The sequence below is a fragment of the Mesorhizobium sp. ArgA1 genome, from assembly GCF_053714375.1.
Window position 1 is genome coordinate 1 of the sequence record NZ_JBSKBQ010000001.1, and the last position, 23,581, is coordinate 23,581.

Consider the following 23,581-nt stretch of genomic DNA (forward strand, 5'->3'; position numbering starts at 1 on the left):
GTTCCGTCGTTCGCGATGAAGTGGCGGACCCTCACCCACCCCCAACCATATCTTCTCTATGCAATTGCGGTGCCAAAATAACTGACCCCATTTGGGTCACCAAAGGCCGCCGGTCGAAGAAGCCTGCCGCTCCATTCACGGCAGCGGCAGGCGCAGTTGGCCCGGGGCGTTGGAGACCCGGCGCAGAACCAACCTTTAGAGTCCGCTGTTGTTCCAGCCTGTTCCGCGCTTCAGACCTTTGCGCCATGGTTAACGACCTTTGGCTGGCCGCTCTGTAAGTCGCATCACAGTGCCTCGGGATTCGACAGTCCGCCTACAGATACAGCACTATTACAGCCCGTGTGGGGATAAGGGGAGATTACAAAATGTCATTTCCAGACGGCAATGTCGCCGAAGGCCCCGGCTTCAACGTGTTCTGCGTCAAGGCTGGCCAACTGTCGACGCCGGCCATCGGCGTTCTGCCCGGCATCACCCGGCGAACCGTGTTCGATCTTTGCGCCGAAGCCGGCCTTGCCGCCGCCCCGGCTGATGTCAGCGTCGCCGCGCTGAAGGGAGCCGATGAAGTCTTCATCACCTCCACAGCCGGCGGCATCATGCCGGTGACGGTGATCGACGGCGCTCCTGTCGCCGACGGTAAGATAGGCGCGATCACCAGTCGGCTGATGGCGCGCTACGGCAAAAGCATGACGACCCGGCCTGGGCGATCCCGGTGCGCTATCCCTGACCAACCGAGCCTGTTGCTTAACCGGCAGCCTCAAAAAGAATCTCCCTCGCCTCTGGAAAATCGCGGGATGCACCGTATATGGCACAAACGGAGAAGCCTCCGTTTCCATCCCCAATTCACGGCCCGCATGGGCAAGGATTCAACATCATGACATCAAAGGTTTGGTTCATCACCGGATCGTCGAAGGGTTTTGGCCGCGTCTGGGCCGAGGCAGCGCTCGCTCGTGGCGACCGTGTCGCCGCGACCGCGCGTGACGCCGGCACCCTCGCCGATCTCGTCGCCGAATATGGCGACAACATCGCCGCAATAAAGCTCGACGTCACCGACAAGAAGGCCGTCAATGCAGCAATCGCCGAGGCGCACAAGCGTTTTGGCCGGCTCGACGTCGTCATCAACAATGCCGGCTATGGCCATTTCGGCGCCATCGAGGAAGTCAGTGAACAGGAAGCCCGCGACCAGATCGAGACCAATGTCTTCGGCGCGCTCTGGGTCACCCAGGCCGCGTTGCCGATCATGCGGTCGCAGCGCTCGGGCCACATAATCCAGATCTCGTCGATCGGCGGCGTCAACGCTTTTGCCTCGCTCGGCCTCTACCACGCCTCGAAATGGGCGCTCGAAGCCTTCAGCCAGTCGCTTAGCCTGGAAGTTGCCGAGTTCGGCATCCACGTCACGCTGGTCGAGCCGGGCGGCTTCTCCACCGACTGGTCCGGCGCCTCGGCCAAGGTCTCCAAGCCGATCGAGGCCTACGCACCTGCCCGTGCCGCAATGGCCGAGCGCCGAAGCCGCGCCGTGGCCGGTGACCCCGAGGCCACCGGACCGGCGATGCTCGAAATCGTCGATGCCGCGGAGCCGCCGCTGCGCGTGTTCTTCGGCGACGGCGGCCTGCCAATGATCAAGCAGGAATACGCCAACCGCATCGCGCTTTGGGAAAAGTGGGACCACGTTTCGGTCGAAGCGCAGGGCGCGAAGAAGAACCGCAAGGCAGCTTGAACGCGTCTAGCGCAATTCCAGGAAAAGTGTGTAACGGTTTTCCGTCCGGAATTGCGCAAAACCAAAGAATTTAGATCGGGCTGCGTCGCCTTGGCGGCGCAGCTCCTGCCCTCAGCGATACTTAGGCCCGATAAATCCACTGCTCGGGCACGCGCACCGAAATCTCGTCCCCTGTAGTAATACATCCCGGTTTCTCGACCCAGGCAACCAGGCCGCGCAGCCGCTTCGCCGCCTTGGGGAAGGCCAGCGCGCCGGCCTCGCGATCGGCCATCCCGGCATTTTCGGCAATCGAACGTCCGGCAAGGCGGCACGGTCCGTTCTGCGCATCGACCTTGATCGTCACCCCATCCCTGAAGAACAACAGCGTGCCTGACGGCAGCATCGACAGATGCGGCACGCCTTCCATCAGCAGATTGGCGCCGATCCATTCCGGCTTGATTTCGGCGAGGCCCATCCGTTCGGCGACGATGGCGAGTTCGTCCGCCGCCACGATCGATATCTGCCTTTCGTTGCGCATTTCGGTGCCACGCAGATACCAGGGTTCGCGCCCGCCGGAACGGCGCGTGGCGCCGGCGTGGAAGTCGCCGTCGATACCGTCGAAACCGAGCCGCAACTCTTCCACCAGGCGCGTCTGGAAATGATCTGACGGCGCGACGTAGAGCGCCGCCACTTTGGCGGAAAGCTTCTTGGCAGGAATGATTTCGACCGGCCTCTCAGCCTCGGGGAAGAGATCCGGCGTGGCGTTCTGTCTCTGAATCATGCCCGTGGTTTTGCCTCTCGAGCGGCAAGGCCGCAAGAGCGGTCTCGGCCAAAGCGCGCAGCTCTTCCACCGAAGCGCCGTCCCGCGCCTGGATCGACATGCCGTTCATGGTGCCGGCCAGGTATTTGGCGAAACCCTCGACGGAAATTCCTTCCGGCAAGTCACCTTTTGCCTTGCCCTGCGCCAGCCGTCCCGCGATCGCCGCTTCGCTCGCCTTGCGATAGGTCTTGAGCTCATCGGCAATGGCCTGCGCCTGCGGCGAGGCTGCCAGCGCGCCGCTGACGAACAGGCAGCCGCCGGGCTTGCCTGGCCTGGAATAGGCCTCCGCCGCCCCGAGCAGCAACCGCCGGATCGCCTCCCCCGTCGAAACCGGGGCGCTCAGCGCTTCCAGCGCAAAGCCGATCTCGGTCTGGTGGTAGCGCTCAAGCGCCTTGCGGAACAAAGTCTCCTTGTCGGTGAAGGCGTTGTAGATCTGCGGCGGCGTCAGCCCCATCGCCGCGCGCAGCATGGTGAGCGACGTCGCCTCATAGCCATGCTCCCAGAACAGATGCATCGCCGCATCCAGTGCCCGGTCGGGGTCGAAGGCGCGTGGCCGACCGCCGCGCGGCTTTTCCAAATTATCCATAGCGATCGGTACGAAACCTATTGACTCAGCTTCTCCGCATAACGTAACAATCGATACGAAACATGGCAAGCAGCAACTGCAGCGCCATGCGATACCAGGAGAGGAGAGAAAAATGCCCATCACCGTGACCGCGCCGCAAGGCGTACTGACACCGGCGGGAGAGCGCGAAATCCTGCCGCGTCTCAGCGCCGCCCTCATCGAAGCCTCAGGCACCACCGGCAATGCGTTCTTCGCTGAGATTGTCGGTGGCACGGTCCACATCCTTCCGCCGCACCACATCTACGCCGGCGGCGCCAATCGACCTGTCGTCATGGTCGAGTTGAAACTGCCCAACATCGGGCTTTCGTCTGTCGATGCCCGCAAGGCCTTCATTGCCGCTGCCGCCGCTGCAGTTGCCGAGCTCTGCGTGCCCGGTCACAGGCCCGAAAACACCTGGATCAACATCGTCAACGCGCCCGACGGCGGCTGGGGTATCGGCGACAGGCAGTATACGGGTGAATCCCTCATCGCTGCCGCTACTGCGGCGGCGCAGTGATACGGCAAACGCCATCGAACACGAACGAACCGATGCGGCTCTCCCCTTCGCTGTTCTTCACCACCAATTGCGAACCGGCACTGGCCTTCTACGAACAATGCGGTCTTGGCCGGGCAACCATCCTGCTGCGCTGGGGTGGCAACAGCATGCCGGTGCGCACCGAAGCCATGCGCGGAAAGGTGCTGCACGCGCGCTTCGAAGGTCCGGGCGCGCTGTTTCACGCCTCCGACAATGATGATGCGGAGCCGATGAAAGGCTCCGCTTTAATGCTGGAGTTCGACGACCCGGCCAAAATGCGCGAGCTTTTCGACCGCATGGCCGCCGGCGGCCGGATCACCGTGCCTTTGGCGCGGCAATATTGGGGAACCAGTTTCGGCATGCTGGTCGACGCCTTTGGCGTGCAGTGGATGTTTTCCGGCCAATGAGCGCGGATCACGATCTTCTTACCTGAAAAAGGGAACCAGTTGCGCATTGCGCCGCAATGCCGCCGTGCTGCACCGGCTTCATGATGAAACAAGTCTGTGGAGATCTCCCATGCGTCCCGGGACGGCAATCACATTGCTCTGGCTGATCTGGGTCGTGTCCTGGTTTCTAGCCGCCTTCTGGTCCGACCCGGCGCAAAAGCGCGCCGGCATCCAGGCGGAGCTGCGCTATCGCGCTTTGTGGTTGCTCGGCGCGGTGCTGTTGTTCATTCCCGCGCATGGCTATGCCGGCCGGCTGAGGTTCTGGTTTCCGACCCTTGCCGAAGCGTGGATCTGCGCGGGGCTCATCGCCATTGGCCTTTTGTTCGCCTGGTGGGCGCGGCTTCATCTCGGCCGTCTCTGGTCGGCTTCGGTGACGGCCAAGGCCGAACATCGTGTCGTCGATACCGGCCCCTACGGAATGGTCCGCCATCCAATCTATACCGGACTGCTCTTGGCGATCCTGGCCACCATGGCGGCCAAAGGCACGGTCTGGGGCATCGCCGGCGCGGCCTTTCTCACCATCGGCATCGTCGTCAAGGCAAGGCTTGAGGAGCGCTTTCTGCGCGGCGAACTGGGTAGCGCCTATGACGATTATACTCGACGGGTGCCGATGCTGGTACCGTTCGCGCCAGCTTGATTACAACATCCGCAACAGCGCGCCACCAATCGAATACCCGGCGCCAAACGCGCACAGCACGCCGAAATCGCCAGGCTTCATGTCAGCGTGGTTTTCCGACAGCGCGATGATGGCGCCGGCGCCGGCGGTGTTGCCGAGCCGCTCCAGCACCATTGGCGCACGGTCGTGGTCGACCTCATGCCCGAAAGCCAGCTTCAGGATCATGGCGTTCATCCGCGCATTGGCCTGATGCAGCCAGAAGCGCCGGACGGCTTGCGGCGTCAGCCCGTGCTCGGCCAGGAACTCGACAATGAATTTGTGGCCGGCGACGGTGACTTCCTTGAACACCTTGTTGCCGACCTGTTTGATCAGATTGCCCTCGAGGTTGATCATGTAGGGATCGTCCTGGGCGGTGCGGGTGTGGTAGCCCAGATTGGTGCGGATATTGTTCGACATCTGCGTCCATGTGCGCGTGTCCAGCACCTCGAAGCGCCCCGGCCGCTTCTCGCCCTTGGCCAAACCCTCGACCACCATTGCCACGGACGCGTCGCCGAAGATGAAATGCGTCTGCCGGTCGCGGAAATTGAGATGACCGGTGATGATCTCCGGGGTAACTACCAGCACCCGCTTGTGCGCGCCCGTGCGCACCAGATTGACCGCGATGTGCAGAGCGGCGGCCGCCGACGAACAACCAAGGCCCATGTCGAAACCGGCGCCCTTGGTGCCCAGCGCCTCCTGCATTTCGATGGCGATTGCCGGATAGGGCCGCTGCTGGTGCGAGGCCGAGCAGATCACCATGTCGATGTCGGACGGCTTCAGGCCGGCATGGTCGAGCGCCTTTTTCGCCGAGGCGACGCCGAACTCGGCCTGCAGCGACAGCGCATCGTCGGGCCGCGCCGGGATGCGCGGCGCCATCCGGGTCGGATCGAGAATGCCTTCCCGCTCGATGACATGACGGGTCTGGACGCCCGAGGCGTGCACGATGAAGGCGCTGTCGGATTTCTGCAGCAGCGGCTCGCCCGAAACCTCGCGTCGCGCATTCTCAGCATCGACCCAGGCATTGAAGCTGGCGACCAGTTCTTCATTGGTGATCTTGGCTTCAGGGATTTCAACGCCGATGCCGCTGATGATGACGCGATGCATATCCAGTCCGTCCATGCGCAGGCGTTGTCGTTCTCATGTGGGCGACGAAAAGGCTTGGCGCAACACTTTTCTCACCCGGCCGGTTTACGCCGGCTTAAGCCATGGCATTGGCGGCGTTCGCCAAAGTATTAACTGGCCCGCTTGGCGACGATGAAGATGCGGGGGAAGCGCAGCAGCACCTTGCCGTTCGCGGTCTTCGGATAGGCCTGTTTTATCTTGGCGGTGTAGCTGCCGAGGAAAATCTTGCGCTCGTCCGTGTCCAGCGGATCGAGAAAGGGCTTCAACCCGGTCGACTTCACCCATTCGACGATCGCCTCGGCGTCATCAAGCGGATGATTGTAGGCCGTATGCCAGATATCCACCCGGTCGGAGAGCGGCGACAACAGATCATAGTAGAACGATGCTGGCGGCAATGGTCCGCGCGCAGCCCCCGCCATCTTGGCAGTGAACGGCATCTCGGCCGCGGTCTTGCGCATCAGCTGATGCGAGGGTTCAAGCAGATTGTCGGGCATCTGGACAGCCAGCGCGCCGCCGGGCGCGAGAAAGCCCATCAGCCGCTGGAAGACAGCCGGATGGGTGGGCAGCCACTGGAACACCGCATTGGCGAAGATGACGTTGACCGGCTCGGCCGGCTGCCATGTCGAGGCATCCGCAAGGTCGAAGTTGACGCTGGGCAGGCGCGCCCGCGCCTTTTCGATCATGTCGGGCGAAGTGTCGAAGCCACTGACCTCGGCATCCGGCCAGCGCTCGACCAGCAACTCGGTCGAGTTGCCCGGCCCGCAGCCGATGTCGACCACCCGGCGCGGGAAATCCACCGGCACCTGCGCGACGAGATCACGCGCCGGGCGCGTGCGCTCATCCTCGAACTTCAGATATTGGGCGGCGGACCAATCAGCCATTTGAGCTCCTCATATCGCTTTGAGAACCCGCCGCCCGCTGTATCCCTTACCGCGTCAGACGCTTGTGGGTCATGCGGTGAGGCGCCGCTGCTTCCGCACCCAGGCGCCGCAGCTTGTCCTTCTCATATTCCTCGAAATTGCCTTCGAACCATTCGACATGCGCGTCGCCCTCGAAGGCCAGCATGTGGGTGGCCATGCGGTCGAGGAACATGCGGTCGTGGCTGATGATGACAGCGCAGCCGGCATAGGCTTCGAGCGCGTCTTCCAGCGCGCCCAGCGTTTCGGTGTCGAGGTCGTTGGTCGGTTCGTCGAGCAGCAGCACATTGCCGCCACCCTTCAGCATCTTGGCCAAATGCACGCGGTTGCGCTGGCCGCCCGACAGATTGCCGACCTTCTGCTGCTGGTCGCCGCCACGGAAGTTGAAGGACGAGCAATAGGCGCGGCTGTTGACCTCGTGCTTGCCGAGCTTGATGATCTCAGCGCCGCCTGAAATCTCTTCCCACACCGTCTTGTTCCCATCGAGCGCGTCGCGGCTCTGGTCGACATAGCCGAGTTTGACCGTCTCGCCGATGCGCACCGTTCCCGCATCCGGCTTTTCCTGGCCGGTAAAGGTCTTGAACAGCGTCGTCTTGCCGGCGCCGTTCGGGCCGATGACGCCGACAATGCCGCCGGGCGGCAGCCTGAACGACAGGTTCTCGATCAGAAGCTCGTCGCCAAAGCCCTTGTTGAGCCCCTCGACCTCGATGACGACATTGCCGAGACGCTCGCTCGACGGGATGACGATCTGCGTGTCGGTCGGCTTGCGGTTCTGCGACTGCTCGACCAATTCCTCGTACGCTTTGATACGCGCCTTGGACTTGGTCTGGCGTGCCTTGGGCGAGGACTGGATCCACTCGCGCTCACGCCAGATCGACTTCTGGCGGGCGTCGTCCTCGCGGCCTTCCTGGATCAGGCGCTTGGCCTTGGCGTCGAGATATTTGGTGTAGTTGCCCTCGTAAGGAATGCCGCGGCCGCGATCGAGTTCGAGGATCCAGCCGGTGACATTGTCGAGGAAGTAGCGGTCGTGGGTGATGATCAGCACCGAGCCAGGATAGTCGCGAAGGTGCTTTTCCAGCCACGCCGTCGTCTCGGCGTCGAGATGGTTGGTCGGTTCGTCGAGCAGTAGAAGGTCGGGCTGGCGCAGCAGCAGCTGGCAAAGCGCGACGCGGCGGCGCTCGCCGCCCGACAGGTTGGTCACTTCGGAATCGCCTGGCGGGCACTGCAGCGCGTCCATCGCCATCTCGACCTGCTGTTCGAGATCCCACAGGTTCAACCGGTCCATCTCATCCTGGAGCTTGCCGGACTCGTCCGCCGTCTCGTCGGAATAGTTCATCATCAGTTCGTTGTAGCGCTCGATGATGGCGGTCTTCCGGGCGACGCCTTCCATGACGTTTTCCATCACGGTCTTGTTCGGGTCGAGATGCGGCTCCTGCGCGAGATAGCCGACAGTAGCACCCTCGGCCAGCCAGGCCTCGCCCTGGAACTCCTTGTCGAGCCCGGCCATGATGCGCAGGATGGTCGACTTACCCGAGCCGTTAGGCCCGAGAATGCCGATCTTGGCATCCGGATAGAATGACAGATGAACGTTATCGAGCACCTTCTTGGTGCCATAGGCCTTGGACAGGCCGGACATGTGATAGATGAACTGGCGAGCCACGCGCGCTTTCCCTGACAGTTGACCGAAAATGTCGGATTGAATGGAGGTTGGGCGCTATGTAGGCGATGCCGGGCCGAACGGCAATCGCTTTTGCCATTTCAAGCCGGGCGTACACCGCACGTTAAGTTTTCCGCCGGTCGCAGGGCGCGCTGAAATCGCCGGTTAACTCTTCAGCGTCAAAACAGGATCGATCGCAGGCCGCGCGGACACTCACACCGCGGACGCGGCATAAGCGGCTGAAGCACTGGCGCCTATTGGCTCCGCTTGCGCTGCTGCAACGCGCCGACCGCAACCGAAACGCCCATCACTGCGATCGCCAGCCATTTCAGCGTGGTGATGATCGGACCGGCATCGATATCGTACGCGATGAACAGCAGGATGCCCGGCACCAGCAGGCCGCACATGACCAGCATGATGCGGTTGACCTGCCAGGACACTTTCGCCGCCAGCGCATCGTCGCCGGCCTCGGTGACAAGGCCGGCGCGCATGTCCTTGGAGGCCATGAGCGCGCTGGACAGGCGCATTGAGATTGGCAGGCCAAGTCCGATGATGAGGAAAGCGCATGCCGCCAGCAGAGCTGAGAATTTCAGCGCGCTGGTCTCGGCCGGCACTGGAAACAAGAGGGTTGCCAGCGGCAGGAAGACACAGACGATGCCGAGCGCGGCGATGGCGATGAAGATCGCGGCATTGACCCAGGTGAACAGTTGGTAGCGGCCTGCCCCGATCGGCGCGGCGAGCACGCGCATGCGCGCCCACTCGGCATCGGTATAGGAAAAGCCCGGCCATTCCATGCGGCCGTCCTGAATTGCGATCATTCCCCTGGCCCAGAAAGCCAGCCGCGCCAGTGCGCCCGATGTCATGCCGCTCATCGCCACCCCCGCGAATGAAATGCGTCCTTATCACCGCGTCGCTGCGAGGCGACAGACGGAAATCCTACTGGAACCCGGCCGCATCGACCGAGCCCTTCGGGCAGCCGGCCTTGGTCGTCGGCGCCGAGGCGAGCATCAGATTGCCCAGCGAACTGTCGGGGCCGATCGGGCCGGTCAGGCCGAGCGTGAGCTCGCCGATCAGCCGCCTGCCGCTTGACGGATCGACCAGGCAGGACACGCGCACCCGCGCGCCGGCCCCGGCGCCGAAGGCGCTGTCGAAGGCGTTGCGGATCTGGTCCGAGGTCAGCTGCTTGCCCACATTCTTGGTGAAAAGCTCGCGCACCGGCGAGGCATTCACCGCCCGCATCAGGTTCAACGCCTCGGCAAAATACTCCTGCTGGCTCTTGCCGTAGCAGGTGCCGTGCTTGATCCACTCATGCCGTTCGAGCTTCGACGCCGTGCCCGGCATCACCTGGTCGAGCTCGGCGCGCGTGTTGGCATCGAGATCGACCGGCGGCAGGTCTGCCCAATGAGCCGGATTGTCATTGGCCTTGTCGCTCGCCGGCACCTGGCAATAGAAATTGCCGTTCGGCTGCGGCCACAGACCGTGCAAGGTGAAATGCGACGCGTCGAAACCGCCCGCCGTCTGCGCCTGGCATTCGGGCTTGCTCGACTTGGTTTCGCAGAAGGCCGGCTGCCAGCTCAGCGCAAAGACATATTCAGGCTTTCCCGAAGCCGCAGGTTTGCCCTGATCGGCTGGTGCGGCCGGCTGGGCCGACGCGCTGCCGCCGGTGACATGGCCACAGCTGATCTTGACCCAGCGACGCTCCGGATCGGCGCCGGGAACGCGGATGAGGTAATGCGTCGGCGTATCCTTGTTGCCGGCCAGGAGGTCGTAGCTCTGTCCGGCCGTTGTCGAAACATTGCCCGGGTTCTTGCCGCTCTTGATCGCCTGCGTTGCCGGACATGCGGCATCGGCTACGAAGGAGCCGCTCATCTTCACGTCGGCTCGCGCCATGCCCGCGCCGGCCAGCGCAACAAACACCGCAGCCACTATTGCCGATATCCGCATTCCAGCACTCCTAGCGTGTCATAGCGCAAGCTAGAAACGTGCGACATGTCAGAATTACGATTTCTTTCGCCGGCCGCAAAAAACAATGTCCACAAGGTGCGGCTTGGCGCTTCCCGACCTCCCCTTGACGTCGCTCCCGCCGTCGCCCAACAGTCGCTGAGGGAGCGAGACATGGCATTTGACAAGCGGACGACGCTGGCCTCACCGACCGGGGCGGCGCTCAACCTTTACGTGAAGCACGCCGCGGGCAGCCCGCGCGCGGTCGTCCAGATCAACCACGGCCTGGCCGAGCATGCCGCGCGCTATGCCCGCTTCGCCGATTACCTGTCGCCGAGAGGCTTTCATGTCTACGTCCACGACCATCGCGGCCACGGCGCGACCAAGGCGCCCGATGCCCCGCTGGGCAGGTTCGCCGGCACAGGCGGCCCTGCCAAGGTGATCGCAGATATCGACGCAGTGCACGATTTGATCGCAAAGGAGCAGCCCGGCCTGCCGGTCATCCTGTTCGGCCATTCGATGGGCGCATCGGTGGCGCTCAATTACCTCCTGGCGCACTCGCCACGGGTGCACGCCGCCGCGATCTGGAACGGCAATTTCTCGCAAGGTCTGCTTGGTCAGCTTGCGCTAGCCATCCTGGCTTATGAGCGATTCAGGCTAGGCTCCGACGTCCCCTCGCGCATCTTGCCCCGGCTGACCTTCCAGGCCTGGGGCAAGGCGGTGCCCAACCACAAGACGCTGTTCGACTGGCTGTCGCGCGACGAAGCGGAAGTGGCCAAATACATCGCCGATCCGCTATGCGGCTGGGACGCCTCGATCTCGATGTGGCGCGATGTCGTGGAGATGGCGCAGAACGGCGGCAAGGATTCCGGCTTTGCCGGCATAAGGCGCGATCTTCCTGTCAGCATCGTCGGCGGCGAGAAGGACCCCGCTTCCGACTATGGCAAGGGCATTGACCATCTCGCCAAACGCATGCGTGCAATGGACTTTTCGAATCTGGTTTCAAAGGTTTACGCCGACACACGCCACGAAAGCCTGAACGAAGTGAACCGCGACCTCATTATGGACGATTTCGCCGCCTGGGCCGACGGCATCCTGAAGGGATGAAAGCTTGGCCCAGCGCAAGGCCCGTGACAGCGGCATCCCGGATTGATAGAGGCTGCGGTTCCGACCCGTTTCTGGTGATTTATGGCTGAACCTCCGCTGAAAGGCGTCCGCGTCGTCGAACTTGCCCGCATCTTGGCCGGCCCATGGGCAGGACAATTGCTGGCCGATCTCGGCGCCGATGTCATCAAGGTCGAGAGCCCCGATGGCGGCGACGACACCCGCAAATGGGGCCCGCCCTTCGTCATGAGTCATGACGGCGAAAACCTGTCGGCCGCCTATTACCATTCCTGCAATCGCGGCAAGCGTTCCATCGCGGTTGATTTCTCGACGCCCGAAGGAGCGGAGACAGTGCGCCGGCTGGTCGCCACGGCCGACGTACTGATCGAAAACTTCAAGCTCGGCGGCCTGAAGAAGTATGGCCTTGACTTCGAGAGCCTGAAGGCGATCAACCCGCGCCTTGTCTATTGCTCGATCACCGGCTTCGGTCAGGACGGGCCCTATGCGCCACGCGCGGGCTATGATTTCATCATCCAGGCCATGGCCGGCATGATGTCGATCACCGGCGAGGCCGGACGCGAGCCGCAAAAGGCCGGCGTTGCCATCTCGGACATTTTCACCGGCCTCTATTCGGTGATCGCCATCCAGGCAGCGCTTCGCCATGCCGAAAAGACCGGCGAAGGCCAGCATATCGACATGGCGCTGTTCGACACCCAGATCTCGGCGCTCGGCAACCAGAACCTCAACTACCTCGTCTCCGGCAAGTCGCCGGTGCAGATGGGCAATGCGCATATGAACATCGCCCCTTATGAGGTCGTGCCGGTCAGGGACGGCCACATCATCCTGGCGGTCGGCAATGACGGCCAGTTCGGCAAATTCTGTGCCGCTGTTGGTCTCGACCATCTCCCAGCGAATCCCGATTTCGCCACCAACCCGGCCCGTGTCGCCAACCGGGCGAAATTGCGCGAGCATATGATCGAAACGTTGAAGAACTGGGATCGCGATCCGCTGCTGGCGAAGCTCGAAGCGGCAAGCGTGCCGGCGAGCCCGATCAACAATATCGGCCAGATGTTTGCCGATCCGCAGACCATCGCGCGCGGCATGCGCCTCGACCTTGACGACGGCCACGGCAATCGTCTGCCGTCGGTGCGCGCGCCGATGGTGATGTCCGGCACGCCGCTGGTCTATGAGCGCCCCTCGCCGCGCCTTGGCGAACACACCGAAGAAATCCTTGCCGAACTGGAGAGATCAGCGAAATGAAGACCGGCGGACAACTGATCGTCGACGCGCTGGAAGCGAACGGCACCGATCGCATCTTTTGCGTGCCGGGCGAATCCTATCTCGCGGTGCTTGACGCGCTGCATGACTCGCCGATCCGTACCATCGTCTGCCGCCAGGAAGGCGGTGCTGCGATGATGGCCGATTGCCAGGGGCGGCTGACCGGCAAGCCCGGCATCTGTTTCGTCACCCGCGGCCCCGGCGCCACCAACGCATCGGCCGGCATTCACATCGCTATGCAGGATTCGGTCCCCGTGATCCTGTTCATCGGTCAGGTCGCCAGCCACGCCAAGGAGCGCGAGGCGTTCCAGGAGGTGGATTACAAGCGGTTCTTCGGCGACATCGCCAAATGGGTGGTCGAGATCGATGATGCCGCGCGCATCCCCGAATTCGTCACCCGAGCCTTTGCGGTGGCAACCTCAGGCCGTCCCGGTCCCGTCGTCATCTCGCTGCCCGAGGACATGCTGACCAGCGTCGTCGAAGCGCCCGCGGCCTTGCCGCACACACCTGTCGAAACCCGCCCCGGCGAAGCCGAACTCGACGCGCTGGAGAAACTGCTCGGCAAAGCCAGGCGTCCTTTCGTCATCCTGGGCGGCACTCGCTGGGACGAGGAAGCAGTGGCACGCATGCGTGCGATCGCCGAAGCCTGGTCGCTGCCGGTCGGCTGTTCCTTCCGCCGCCAGATGCTGTTCGATCATCTCCACCCGAACTATGCCGGCGATGTCGGCATCGGCATCAACCCGAAGCTGGCGACGGCGATCGGGCAGGCCGACCTGATGCTGCTGATCGGCGGCCGCATGGGCGAGATGCCCTCTTCCGACTACACGCTGCTGAAGAGCCCCTATCCCGACCAGACGCTGGTGCATGTCCATGCCGATGCCGGTGAACTCGGCCGCGTCTACCGGCCGACGCTGGCAATCAATGCTTCACCATCTGCCTTCGTCGAAGCCTTTGCCAAGCGCAAGCCGGCCTCCGCGCCAGCCTGGGCCGATGAGACAGCCAAGTTGCACGCGGCCTATCTCGACTGGTCGACGCCGCCGGAAAGCGGCCCTGGCCCGGTCCAGATGGGACCGATCATGAATTACCTGGAAAAGATGCTGCCCGACGACGCCATTCTGACCAACGGCGCCGGCAACTACGCCACCTGGGTCCATCGCTTCCACCGCTTCCGCCGCTTTGCCACGCAAGGCGCGCCGACCTCCGGCTCGATGGGCTACGGCACCCCGGCCGCGGTCGCGGCCAAGACTCTCTATCCGGACCGCACCGTGATCGCCTTTGCCGGAGACGGCTGCTTCCTGATGAACGGCCAGGAATTTGCGACCGCCGTCCAGTATGACCTGCCGATCATCGTCATCGTCGTCAACAACGGCATTTACGGCACCATAAGGATGCATCAGGAGCGCGACTATCCCGGCCGCGTCGTCGCCACAGATCTGAAGAACCCCGACTTTGCCGCCCTTGCCCGCGCCTATGGCGGCCATGGCGAGACCGTGGAGAAGACGACCGATTTCGCGCCCGCCTTCGAACGCGCGCGGGCCAGCGGCAAGCCGGCGATCGTCGAGATCAGGCTCGACCCCGAGGCGATCACGCCGACAAGGACGATGACGCAGATCCGCGACAAGGCCTGACGAAAAAGGGGCGGCCGACCGCCCCTTTTGTCGGCCTGGTTACGCTACTTCACAGCTTCGATCTGGCCGCGGATTTCGCCGTCCTTGTTGGCGGCGGTGTGGACGTTAACGTAGTATTTGCCGGCCTCCAGATGGGCAGCCTGCGCGTCGGTCAACGACTCCGAACCCTTGATCGGGCTCTTGAGCTTCTTGAACGGGATCACAGGCCCGGCATTTTCGCCCATCGCGGCCGGGCCGTGAATGTGGGCGGCCGTCGCAGGCCCGCTGAGGTCGGAATATTTGACGTTCCAGCTGAGCTTCTTCTTGGCGGTGTCGAAGGTGAATGTTGCGGTCCCCTTGCCCTTGGTGGTGACAGGTGGGTTCTGCTGACCGCCATCGAGAGTCGCCTTGTACTTCACAACATCGGCCATGGCCGGCGATGCGAGCAGGAAGGCGGTCGAAACGGCGAGCGCCGAAAGCATCGGCAACGATAGGATGCGCATGAAGAACCTCCGTTGATTGCAGCATCCCGTACGGCTCCCCGGCGCACGGATGCTTCCCTGCAACGGCTGAACGAGGCAATGTATCCCGGCACACGCAGATGTTACCGGCCGGATGAAAAGGGGACGGTCCACCCGCCTCCTTTTGACTTTCCGTTAAGCCAACAATCAGGCGCCGGCCAGCGCCTGCGTCAGGTCGGCGATCAAATCGTCCGGGTGCTCGACGCCGATGGACAGCCTGACCGTGGTCTCCAGCACGCCGATGCGTTGGCGCACGTCGAAGGGGATGCCGGAATGGGTCATCGCCGCCGGGTGGCTGGCGAGTGATTCCGTGCCGCCGAGGCTCACCGCCAGTTTAAAGATCTGCAGCCCGTTGAGAAAGGCAAAGGCCGCCTTTTCTCCACCTTTGATGTCGAAGGAGAAGGTCGAGCCGGCGCCGCTGCACTGTGCCTTGTAGGCGCGGCCGGCGGCTGTGTCCTGGCCGACGAACGGCAGGTAATGCACCTTCTCGACCTTGGCATGATCACGCAGGAATTCGGCGACCAGGCGAGCATTGTCGTTGGCGCGCTCCATGCGGATCGACAGCGTCTCCAGCGAGCGGCCGAGCATCCAGCAGGAATGCGGGTCGAGCTGCGTGCCGATGGCGCCCCGCAGCGCCTTGATCGGCTTGGTCACCGCCTTGCTGCCCATGGCTGCACCGGCGATCAGGTCGGAATGGCCGCCGACATATTTGGTCAGCGAATAGACCGAGACATCAGCGCCATGCTCGATCGGCCGCTGGAACACCGGGCCGAGCAGCGTGTTGTCGCAGATGATGATCGGCGTCGACCCTTGGCTAGAGCCTATTTCGTCGGCGATCTTCCTGATCAGCGCGATGTCGACCAGGCTGTTGGTCGGATTTGACGGGGTTTCGATAAGGATAACCGAGACGCGCCCCTTCGCTACGGCAGCATCGGCAGCCGCCCGCATCGCCTTCTCGTCGACGCCATCGGCAAAGCCGACAGCGCCGATGCCGAAGCCGGACAGCGTGCGCGTCAAAAGCGTCTCGGTGCCGCCGTAAAGCGGCTGCGAATGCAAGATGACATCGCCCGGACGGGCATAGGCAAGCAGCGTGGTGGCGATCGCCGACATGCCCGACGAAAACAGGATGCAGGCGTCGGTTCCCTCATAGACCGCCAGCCGGTCCTCGACGATCTCTGAGTTGGGATGGTTGAAGCGCGAATAGACCAGACCGGACGCCCTGCCGCTCGGCGGCTCCTTGCGGCCGGAGGTGTAGTCGAAGAAATCGCGCCCCTCTTCCGCCGACTTGAACACGAAGGTCGAGGTCAGGAACACCGGCGGCTTGACGGCGCCTTCCGACAGCTGCGGATCGAAGCCATAGCTCAGCATCAGCGTCTCGGGATGGAGCTTGTGGTTGCCGATGTGGGTTTTCGATGGGCGCGGCGCGGTCATGGTTTTTCCTGCGTTCTGGAGGAGCCTCGCGGGGCAATTTATGCGATCCCCATCGCGCAGTCCTTGCTATTTTCGGCTTCACATGAATGCATGTGAGCAACAAATTGCCGAGAGACGATAAAAGTGCAGCAGAAGATAGCCGATGATTTTGACCTTAAAATCCTGCGCGAACTGCAGGCCGACGCCCGCATCACCAACAACGAGCTTGCCGAACGCATCGGCCTGTCGCCTTCGCCTTGCCTGAGGCGGGTGCGGCGGCTGGAGGAAGCCGGCATTATCAGAGGGTACACGACACTGGTCGATCCGGCCGCCTTCGGCTGGAACATGGTCGCCATCGCCACCGTCCGGCTCAGCCGCCAGAACGAGGACGAGATCGTCATGTTCGAGGACGCTATCCGCGGCTGGGAAGAGGTGCTGGAATGCCACCTCGTCACCGGGTCGCGCGACTATGTGCTGAAGGTGGTGACCGGCAGCCTCGAACAGTACGAGCGCTTCATCAAGGAAAAGATCGCGCGGCTGAAATGCGTCGCCTCGATCGAAACCAGCTTCGTCATGAACACCATAAAGGAACGGCGCCTTTGACACTTGGTCGAAGGCGCCGCTCTCGAGTTCGAAATTATCGAACCAGGCTATTTGATCGCCTTGTCGGTGATCGCCGTTGTGTAGGCGCCTTCCGGCGCCTTGGTGATGATCTTCTGGTCGAGCAGCGCCTTGGCGGTGCGCTCATAGGTCGCCGGATCGAGCTTGCCGTCGGCATTGTCGATCAGCTTGGCGACTTCGCTCATCATCCGCTTCTGGTGGTTCTCGTCCTGGCCGCCGGCGTCCATGACGATGCCTGCGGCCTCGTCATTGTTGTCGACGGCGTATTTCCAGCCCTTCATCGAGGCGCGCACGAAACGCACCATCTTGTCTTCGAAGGCCGGGTCCTTGAGCTTATCTTCCGAGGCATAGAGCCCGTCCTCGAGCAGGTCGTTGCCCATCGCCGAGTAGTTGAACACGGTCAGCTGTTCCGGCTTGTAGCCGGCGTCGATCAGCTGCCAGTACTCGTTGTAGGTCATGACCGAAATGCAGTCGGCCTGCTTCTGGATCAGCGGCTGCACGTCGAAGCTCTGCTTCAGAACGGTGACGCCGTCCGGCCCCCCCTCGGTCTTCAGGCCAAGCTTGTTCATCCAGGCGTAGAACGGATATTCGTTGCCGAAAAACCAGACGCCGAGCGTATGGCCCTTGAAGTCGGCTTCGGTCTTGATCGGGCCATCCTTCGGGCAGACCAACTCCATACCCGCCTTCTTGAACGGCTGGGCAATGTTGACCAGCGGCACGCCCTTTTCGCGGGCGGCCAGCGCGCCGCCCATCCAGTCGACGATGACATCGGCACCGCCGCCGGCAATCACCTGCTCCGGTGCAATGTCGGGACCGCCCGGCTTGATGTCGACGTCGAGGCCTTCGGCCTCATAGAAACCCTTGGCCTTGGCGACATAATAGCCGGCAAACTGGGCCTGCGTGACCCATTTCAGCTGCAACGTCACCTTGTCGGCGGCCATGGCCTGGAACGCGGCCAGCGACATCGCGCCGGCGAGAACAGGAATGATCAGTCTTTTCATGTTTTTACCCTCTGAAGTTAACACCCAAACCCACCGCCCTATCCACCACGGACAGAGGGATGCCAAAACGTGACAGCTCTCTCGATGAGAGCGACCACGCCATAAAAGACCGAACCCGCCAGTGCTGCAACTGCGATTTCGGCCCAGACCATGTCGATGTTCATCCGCCCGACCTCGGTCGAGATGCGGAAGCCCATGCCGACGACCGGAGTGCCGAAGAATTCGGCGACGATGGCGCCGATCAGCGCCAGTGTCGAATTGATCTTCAGCGCGTTGAAGATGAAGGGCGCCGCTGCCGGCAGCCTGAGCTTCAACAGCGTCGGCCAATAGCCTGACGCATAGGTGCGCATCAGGTCGCGCTCCATATGGCCCGAGGCGGCAAGGCCGGCGACCGTGTTCACCAGCATCGGGAAGAAGGTCATGATGATGACCACCGCCGCCTTGGACGGCCAGTCGAAGCCGAACCACATCACCATGATCGGCGCCACGCCGATGATCGGCAGCGCCGAGACCATGTTGCCGATCGGCAAAAGCCCGCGGCGCAGGAACGGCACGCGATCGGCCGCAATCGCTACCAGAAAACCCGCGCCGCTGCCGACGACATAGCCGAAGATCACCGCCTTGAAGATGGTCTGGCGGACATCGGCGCCGAGCACCGGCAGTGAACTGGCGATGCGCGCGCCGATGGCACTTGGCGGCGGCAAAAGGATGAAGGGGATGCCGGCCCCGCGCGTCACCGCTTCCCAGATGATCAGGATCCAGGCACCGAAGATCGCCGGGATGATCAGGCGCAGCGCCATTCGGGCCCCTTTTGCCATCGGGCGCAGCCCCGACAGCACCGCCACGCAGCGCCAGGCAAGCAGCCAGGCAGCCGTGAGCAGCAGGAAATACGGCGCCAATGCCGTGCCTTCGAAACCGGTAATGCCCGAGATCAGCATCCAGGCGACGAGATGGGCGCCGACAAACAGCACCACGGCCTCCGCCAGCGACGAAATCCTGAGCATCGAGATCAGCCCCGCCAGCAACGCCAGGCCGATCATCGGGGTTTTTATTCCGAAATAAGGGTAGTCGAAGCTGGCCATTGGATTTGCAAGGGCTGCCGCTTCCGGCTTCGACATCGCGCCGAGTGCCAGAGCGACAAGACACAGGAGAATGGCCAGCATCGCTTGCCAGGATGGCTTCAGCAAGTTCATGCCGGCCTCCCGCCCATTGCGCGGTCGACGAGGCGCCCGGCTATGCCGACCACCATGACCAGTAGCGCCGCCACCACCGAGCCGGCAACCAGCGCGGACCATATGTCGATGGACTGGCTGTAATAGGCGCCGGCGAGCAGTTTGGCGCCGATACCGGCGACGGCACCGGTCGGCAGCTCGCCGACAATGGCGCCCACCAGGCTCGCCGCCACCGCCACCTTCATCGAGGTGAACAGGAACGGCACCGAGGCCGGCACGCGGAGCTTCCAGAAGGTCTGCGAGACACTGGCATTGTAGGTATGCATCAGGTCAAGATGCATAAGTTCGGGCGAGCGCAGGCCTTTCACCATGCCCACCGTCACGGGGAAGAACGACAGATAGGTCGAGATCATCGCCTTCGGGATCAGGCCGCTGATGCCGATTGCCCCCAGCACGACGATGATCATCGGCGCCACCGCCAGGATCGGGATGGTCTGCGAGGCGATGATCCACGGCATCAGGCTGCGGTCGAGCGTCGCCACATGGACGATGCCAACCGCAATGATGATGCCTAACGCGGTGCCGAAGGCAAAGCCGAGCAGCGTCGACGACAGCGTCACCCAGGCGTTGTAGACGAGGCTGCGGGTCGAGGTGATGGGCCGCAGAAACGTGTTCTCGAAGAAATTGACCGCCACCTGGTGCGGCGCCGGCAGCGTCGGCTTCGGTTGCGACAGCGTCTTGCCGATGAATTCGACGGTGCCGGGGGTTTCGTTGGCACGGGTGTCGAGATCGCGCTGGAAAGGCGCGTTGAGGATGGCGGCGAAGATGTACCAGAGCACGATCAATCCAGCGAGGATCGATGTCACCGGAACAAGCTTGTCGCGGAAGCTGTCCATCTAGCGCACCGCCTCAATCTTCATAGCTGTGCCCCGCGTGCAGACCATCGCGGACGCGCGCTGCGATCGCCAGGAATTCCGGCGTCTCGCGGATGTGAAGCGGCCGCTCTCTGGGCAGCGTCGATTCGATGACATCGGTGACGCGGCCCGGGCGTGGCGACATGACGACGATGCGCGTCGAAAGATAAACGGCCTCGGGAATGGAGTGGGTGACGAAGCAGATGGTCTTGTTGGTGCGTCCCCACAATTCCAGCAATTGCTTATTGAGGTGATCGCGCACGATCTCGTCCAGCGCTCCGAACGGCTCGTCCATCAAAAGCAGGTCGGCGTCGAAGGCGAGAGCGCGAGCGATCGAGGCGCGCTGCTGCATGCCGCCGGAAAGCTGCCAGGGGTATTTCTTCTCGAATCCCGAGAGGTTGACGAGTTCCATCGTGCGCTTGATGCGCTCGGCCTGCTCGGCCTTGGAGAGGCCGATGATCTCCAGCGGCAGCGCCACATTGCGCTCGATGGTGCGCCACGGGAAAAGGGCGGCTGCTTGGAAGACATAGCCATAGGCGCGTTTCTCGCGCGCCTGTTCCGGCGTCATGCCGTTGACCGAGATGGTGCCCGAAGTCGGCTTCTCCAGATCGGCGATGACGCGCAGCAAGGTGGTCTTGCCGCAGCCGGACGGGCCGATGAAGGAGACGAATTCACCCTTGCCGATGGTGAGGTCGACATTGGAGAGCGCCTGTACTGGACCGTCATTGGTCTGGAAGGTGAGGCCGAGTTTGCTTGCCGAAACAACGGCTGGCGAGGTTCCCGTCATTGGCTGCAGCCTGCCTCTCGCAGCCTCTGGCGCGCAGGATGAAATGCCGTTGCATTTGCGTTGATGTTGTTTTCCACTCGTCCAATCCCAATCAATCGACGCCCGGAGCCTTGCCGATGTCGCCCAAACCCACCTGTCACCTTATCCGTCCTCAAAGCACTTATGAAGGCAAGCAGGGATTGACCTATTTCGCCGGCATCGCCGCCGAGTCGGTCGGTTCTTCCGGAATCTGCATGCATGTGCTCACCATGCCGCCCGGCGCCCGCGCCAAGGCGCATCTGCATGAAAGCCATGAGACGGCGATCTATGTGCTCTCCGGCGAGGTCCACACCTGGTATGGCGACCGCCTCGAACACCACATCGTCGTCAAGGCCGGCGACCTCTTCTACATCCCTGCCGGCGTGCCGCATCTGCCGGCCAACCTGAGCAACGCACCCTCTTCGGCCGTCATCGCCCGCACCGATCCCAACGAACAGGAAAGCGTCGTCCTGCTGCCGGAACTGGATGCGCTGGTCGCCTAATCCGAAGGGGTAGGCACTCGCCGTCATTTGCACCGCGAGACTTCGCCCATCACATTGCCGTCCTCGTCTGTGATCGTCAGCGTCTTTGCGTTCTTGGCGCTGCGCTTGATGGTGAACTTGGTCGGCTCCTGTCCGTCTTCGCCTTCTGCCTCACATGTTGCCGTCGCCACCAGCGAACCGTCGGCCTGCACCTGCTTCTGCGTGAACGTGCTGGCACTGGCGGCGGTGACCAATGCCTCGTCGGTCAAAAGCAGCATCTGATCGGCGGCGACTTCCTGGCCGTTTCGGTTGATGCAGCCATATTTGTCACCATAGGGCTTCGACAGGTCGATGCCCGCCGCCGAAGCCTGACCGGCCAGAACGACAAGCATCGCAACAGACAGACCAAAACCACCCATGCTCATTCCCCCACACCCAACGTCACGAACACGGTTGCAACGGCCCCATTTCTTCAAGGCCCGGAATGGTCACGAAGAAACCATCCTCGCCCTTGTTGGTGACCATAATGGTTTCAGCCGTCGTCCCCGCCTCACCTTCGGCGGAACAGGTCGCACCAAGCGATTGCGTACCCGAAGCCGACGTCAATTGCTGCGCGAACCGGCAGCCGCTGCCATAGGTCTCGATGCCCTCCGCGGTCAGCACGATATAGTCGTCGCGGTCCTGATAACCGGCCTTTGCAAAGGCACAGCCGGCGTCGTTGCCCCAGGAGCCGAGCAGCCTGTCGGCCGCGGTTGCGGGACCGGCGATGACGATCGCCACGACCAGTGAGATGAGCGCTGCGGAGCTCCGCAACCTCAAACCCCTGTCGCCGGAATGCCGGTGCGTTCCACCTTGCGCGGCGCGGTAATGTCCTTCCAAGTCGACAGCGCCCGATTGACGGCCGCATTCGGCTCGCGGGCGACGAACTCGCCATGGCCGGGCCTAGCCTTGATCTCCGCTTCCTCGATCAACAATTCGCCACGCGAAAACACGAAGCGTGGCGTTCCGGTCACCTCGAACCCTTCGAAAACATTGTAGTCGATGACTGACTGCTGCTTCTTGGCAGTGATCTTCTTCTTGCGCTTCGGGTCCCACACCACGATGTCGGCATCGGCGCCTTCGACGATGGCGCCCTTCTTCGGATACATGTTGAGGATCTTGGCGATGTTGGTCGAGGTCACCGCGACGAACTCGTTCATCGTCAGCCGTCCAGTGTTGACGCCTCTCGTCCACAGCACCGGCATACGATCTTCGAGCCCGCCGGTGCCGTTCGGAATCTTGGTGAAATCGCCGACGCCGTTACGCTTCTGCTTGGTGGTGAAGGCGCAGTGGTCGGTCGCCACCACCTGCAGCGATCCCGCCTGCAGGCCGGCCCACAGCGAATCCTGATGCAACTTGTTGCGGAAGGGCGGGCTCATCACGCGGCGCGCCGCATGGTCCCAGTCCTTGTCGAAATACTCGCTCTCGTCCAGCGTCAGATGCTGGATCAGCGGCTCGCCGAACACGCGCATGCCCTTTTGCCGCGCCCGGCGGATGGCCTCGTGGCTCTGCTCGCACGAGACATGCACCACATAGAGCGGTACGCCGGCCATGTCGGCGATCATGATGGCGCGGTTGGTCGCCTCGCCCTCCACTTCCGGCGGACGCGAATAGGCGTGGCCCTCGGGGCCGTTGTTGCCGGCGGCGAGCAGCTTTTGCGAAAGCGCTGCAACCACATCGCCGTTCTCGGCATGGACCAGCGGCAGTGCGCCGAGATCGGCGCAGCGCTGGAACGACGCATACATCTCGTCGTCGTCGACCATCAGCGCGCCCTTGTAGGCCATGAAATGCTTGAACGAGGTGATGCCCTTGTCGACGACCGTGGCCATCTCGTCGAACACCTGCTTGCCCCACCAGGTGATCGCCATGTGGAAAGAATAGTCGCAGGACGCCCCCGAGGTCTTGTTGTCCCACATCTGCAAGGCTTCGAGCAGCGATTGCTGCGGCGCCGGCAGGCAGAAATCAACCACCATCGTCGTGCCGCCCGAAAGTGCGGCGCGCGTGCCGGACTCGAAATCGTCGGCCGAATACGTGCCCATGAACGGCATTTCGAGATGGGTGTGCGGATCGATGCCGCCCGGCATGATGTAGCAGCCGGTGGCGTCGAACTCATGGTCGCCATGCAGGTTGGAGCCGATGGCGACGATCTTGCCATGCTGCACCAGCACATCGGCCTTCCACGTGCGGTCGGCGGTGACAATGGTGCCATTTCGGATGACTTTGGTCATTTTTCTTGC

25 protein-coding genes and 1 pseudogene are annotated in these 23,581 nt (G+C 62.8%); 10 read left to right on the plus strand and 16 right to left on the minus strand.

What is annotated here, in order from left to right:
• Positions 1-377 precede the first annotated feature (377 nt).
• Positions 378-724: pseudogene (locus ACWGTI_RS00005) on the plus strand (aminotransferase class IV); the annotation flags it as partial.
• Positions 725-871: 147 nt separating this feature from the next.
• On the plus strand, positions 872-1,714 hold the full coding sequence (locus ACWGTI_RS00010; protein ID WP_454585215.1) for an SDR family oxidoreductase: 843 nt from the start codon (positions 872-874) through the stop codon (positions 1,712-1,714).
• Positions 1,715-1,835: 121 nt separating this feature from the next.
• On the opposite strand, the gene ACWGTI_RS00015 is transcribed toward ACWGTI_RS00010, so the two are convergent.
• Together ACWGTI_RS00015 and ACWGTI_RS00020 are read right to left on the minus strand one after the other, a co-directional pair.
• A complete protein-coding gene (locus ACWGTI_RS00015) occupies positions 1,836-2,474 on the minus strand; it encodes an MOSC domain-containing protein (protein WP_454585216.1) in 639 nt (212 codons plus the stop codon).
• Entirely contained in the window at positions 2,428-3,099 is a 672-nt protein-coding gene (locus tag ACWGTI_RS00020) for a TetR/AcrR family transcriptional regulator (protein WP_454585217.1), read from the minus strand. Before ACWGTI_RS00020 ends, ACWGTI_RS00015 begins: the two co-directional genes overlap by 47 nt.
• 112 nt (positions 3,100-3,211) lie before the next feature.
• Here ACWGTI_RS00020 and ACWGTI_RS00025 point away from each other — a divergent pair, with 112 nt between their 5' ends.
• The 3 genes from ACWGTI_RS00025 (at position 3,212) to ACWGTI_RS00035 (ending at position 4,735) form a co-directional block, all read left to right on the plus strand.
• Complete coding sequence (locus ACWGTI_RS00025; RefSeq protein ID WP_454585218.1) at positions 3,212-3,634, plus strand: hypothetical protein; 423 nt, start codon at positions 3,212-3,214, stop codon at positions 3,632-3,634.
• Between the two features lie 32 nt (positions 3,635-3,666).
• A complete protein-coding gene (locus tag ACWGTI_RS00030; protein WP_454585219.1) occupies positions 3,667-4,059 on the plus strand; it encodes a VOC family protein in 393 nt (130 codons plus the stop codon).
• Positions 4,060-4,168: 109 nt separating this feature from the next.
• Positions 4,169-4,735, plus strand: a complete 567-nt coding sequence (locus ACWGTI_RS00035; RefSeq protein ID WP_454585220.1) for a methyltransferase family protein — start codon at positions 4,169-4,171, stop codon at positions 4,733-4,735.
• Here the strand turns inward: ACWGTI_RS00035 and ACWGTI_RS00040 are convergent, their stop codons facing one another.
• The 5 genes from ACWGTI_RS00040 to ACWGTI_RS00060 form a co-directional block, all read right to left on the minus strand.
• The gene (locus ACWGTI_RS00040; protein WP_454586447.1) at positions 4,736-5,857 is read right to left on the minus strand and encodes a beta-ketoacyl-ACP synthase III; all 1,122 of its coding nucleotides are present in this window, start codon (positions 5,855-5,857) and stop codon (positions 4,736-4,738) included.
• Positions 5,858-5,985: 128 nt separating this feature from the next.
• Positions 5,986-6,756: a trans-aconitate 2-methyltransferase gene (gene tam, locus ACWGTI_RS00045; RefSeq protein ID WP_454585221.1), complete on the minus strand. Its 771-nt coding sequence runs from the start codon at positions 6,754-6,756 to the stop codon at positions 5,986-5,988.
• Positions 6,757-6,802: 46 nt separating this feature from the next.
• On the minus strand, positions 6,803-8,452 hold the full coding sequence (gene ettA, locus ACWGTI_RS00050; RefSeq protein ID WP_454585222.1) for an energy-dependent translational throttle protein EttA: 1,650 nt from the start codon (positions 8,450-8,452) through the stop codon (positions 6,803-6,805).
• A 251-nt stretch (positions 8,453-8,703) separates the two neighbouring features.
• A complete protein-coding gene (locus ACWGTI_RS00055; RefSeq protein ID WP_454585223.1) occupies positions 8,704-9,321 on the minus strand; it encodes a hypothetical protein in 618 nt (205 codons plus the stop codon).
• Positions 9,322-9,385: 64 nt separating this feature from the next.
• A complete protein-coding gene (locus tag ACWGTI_RS00060) occupies positions 9,386-10,393 on the minus strand; it encodes a ribonuclease T2 family protein (RefSeq protein ID WP_454585224.1) in 1,008 nt (335 codons plus the stop codon).
• Between the two features lie 171 nt (positions 10,394-10,564).
• On the opposite strand from ACWGTI_RS00060, the gene ACWGTI_RS00065 reads away from it, so the two are divergent.
• The 3 genes from ACWGTI_RS00065 to ACWGTI_RS00075 all read left to right on the plus strand — a co-directional run bounded on the left by ACWGTI_RS00065 (position 10,565) and on the right by ACWGTI_RS00075 (position 14,400).
• On the plus strand, positions 10,565-11,497 hold the full coding sequence (locus ACWGTI_RS00065; RefSeq protein ID WP_454585225.1) for an alpha/beta fold hydrolase: 933 nt from the start codon (positions 10,565-10,567) through the stop codon (positions 11,495-11,497).
• Positions 11,498-11,578: 81 nt separating this feature from the next.
• A complete protein-coding gene (locus ACWGTI_RS00070) occupies positions 11,579-12,754 on the plus strand; it encodes a CaiB/BaiF CoA transferase family protein (protein ID WP_454585226.1) in 1,176 nt (391 codons plus the stop codon).
• Positions 12,751-14,400, plus strand: a complete 1,650-nt coding sequence (locus ACWGTI_RS00075) for a thiamine pyrophosphate-binding protein (protein WP_454585227.1) — start codon at positions 12,751-12,753, stop codon at positions 14,398-14,400. The genes ACWGTI_RS00070 and ACWGTI_RS00075 overlap by 4 nt, the downstream gene beginning before the upstream one ends.
• 44 nt (positions 14,401-14,444) lie before the next feature.
• On the opposite strand, the gene ACWGTI_RS00080 is transcribed toward ACWGTI_RS00075, so the two are convergent.
• Together ACWGTI_RS00080 and ACWGTI_RS00085 are read right to left on the minus strand one after the other, a co-directional pair.
• A complete protein-coding gene (locus ACWGTI_RS00080) occupies positions 14,445-14,882 on the minus strand; it encodes a CHRD domain-containing protein (RefSeq protein ID WP_454585228.1) in 438 nt (145 codons plus the stop codon).
• Between the two features lie 165 nt (positions 14,883-15,047).
• Positions 15,048-16,331 carry a cystathionine gamma-synthase family protein gene (locus tag ACWGTI_RS00085; protein ID WP_454585229.1) on the minus strand — a complete coding sequence of 428 codons (1,284 nt, stop codon included), beginning with the start codon at positions 16,329-16,331 and terminating at the stop codon, positions 15,048-15,050.
• Positions 16,332-16,454: 123 nt separating this feature from the next.
• Here ACWGTI_RS00085 and ACWGTI_RS00090 point away from each other — a divergent pair, with 123 nt between their 5' ends.
• Positions 16,455-16,913: an Lrp/AsnC family transcriptional regulator gene (locus ACWGTI_RS00090; protein WP_454585230.1), complete on the plus strand. Its 459-nt coding sequence runs from the start codon at positions 16,455-16,457 to the stop codon at positions 16,911-16,913.
• A 47-nt stretch (positions 16,914-16,960) separates the two neighbouring features.
• Here the strand turns inward: ACWGTI_RS00090 and ACWGTI_RS00095 are convergent, their stop codons facing one another.
• From ACWGTI_RS00095 to ACWGTI_RS00110, 4 genes are read right to left on the minus strand one after another with little or no spacing between them, the layout of a single operon-like run.
• Positions 16,961-17,932 carry an ABC transporter substrate-binding protein gene (locus ACWGTI_RS00095; RefSeq protein WP_454574846.1) on the minus strand — a complete coding sequence of 324 codons (972 nt, stop codon included), beginning with the start codon at positions 17,930-17,932 and terminating at the stop codon, positions 16,961-16,963.
• Between the two features lie 38 nt (positions 17,933-17,970).
• The gene (locus tag ACWGTI_RS00100; RefSeq protein WP_454585231.1) at positions 17,971-19,125 is read right to left on the minus strand and encodes an ABC transporter permease; all 1,155 of its coding nucleotides are present in this window, start codon (positions 19,123-19,125) and stop codon (positions 17,971-17,973) included.
• Entirely contained in the window at positions 19,122-20,000 is an 879-nt protein-coding gene (locus ACWGTI_RS00105; protein ID WP_454585232.1) for an ABC transporter permease, read from the minus strand. The genes ACWGTI_RS00100 and ACWGTI_RS00105 overlap by 4 nt, the downstream gene beginning before the upstream one ends.
• A 13-nt stretch (positions 20,001-20,013) precedes the next feature.
• A complete protein-coding gene (locus ACWGTI_RS00110; RefSeq protein ID WP_454585233.1) occupies positions 20,014-20,805 on the minus strand; it encodes an ABC transporter ATP-binding protein in 792 nt (263 codons plus the stop codon).
• A 116-nt stretch (positions 20,806-20,921) separates the two neighbouring features.
• On the opposite strand from ACWGTI_RS00110, the gene ACWGTI_RS00115 reads away from it, so the two are divergent.
• Positions 20,922-21,326: a cupin domain-containing protein gene (locus ACWGTI_RS00115; protein ID WP_454585234.1), complete on the plus strand. Its 405-nt coding sequence runs from the start codon at positions 20,922-20,924 to the stop codon at positions 21,324-21,326.
• Positions 21,327-21,349: 23 nt separating this feature from the next.
• Here the strand turns inward: ACWGTI_RS00115 and ACWGTI_RS00120 are convergent, their stop codons facing one another.
• From ACWGTI_RS00120 to hydA, 3 genes are read right to left on the minus strand one after another with little or no spacing between them, the layout of a single operon-like run.
• The gene (locus ACWGTI_RS00120) at positions 21,350-21,724 is read right to left on the minus strand and encodes a hypothetical protein (RefSeq protein WP_454585235.1); all 375 of its coding nucleotides are present in this window, start codon (positions 21,722-21,724) and stop codon (positions 21,350-21,352) included.
• A gap of 22 nt (positions 21,725-21,746) precedes the next feature.
• A complete protein-coding gene (locus tag ACWGTI_RS00125; RefSeq protein WP_454585236.1) occupies positions 21,747-22,085 on the minus strand; it encodes a hypothetical protein in 339 nt (112 codons plus the stop codon).
• Positions 22,086-22,120: 35 nt separating this feature from the next.
• A complete protein-coding gene (hydA, locus tag ACWGTI_RS00130; protein WP_454585237.1) occupies positions 22,121-23,572 on the minus strand; it encodes a dihydropyrimidinase in 1,452 nt (483 codons plus the stop codon).
• Between the last annotated feature and the right edge of the window lie 9 nt (positions 23,573-23,581).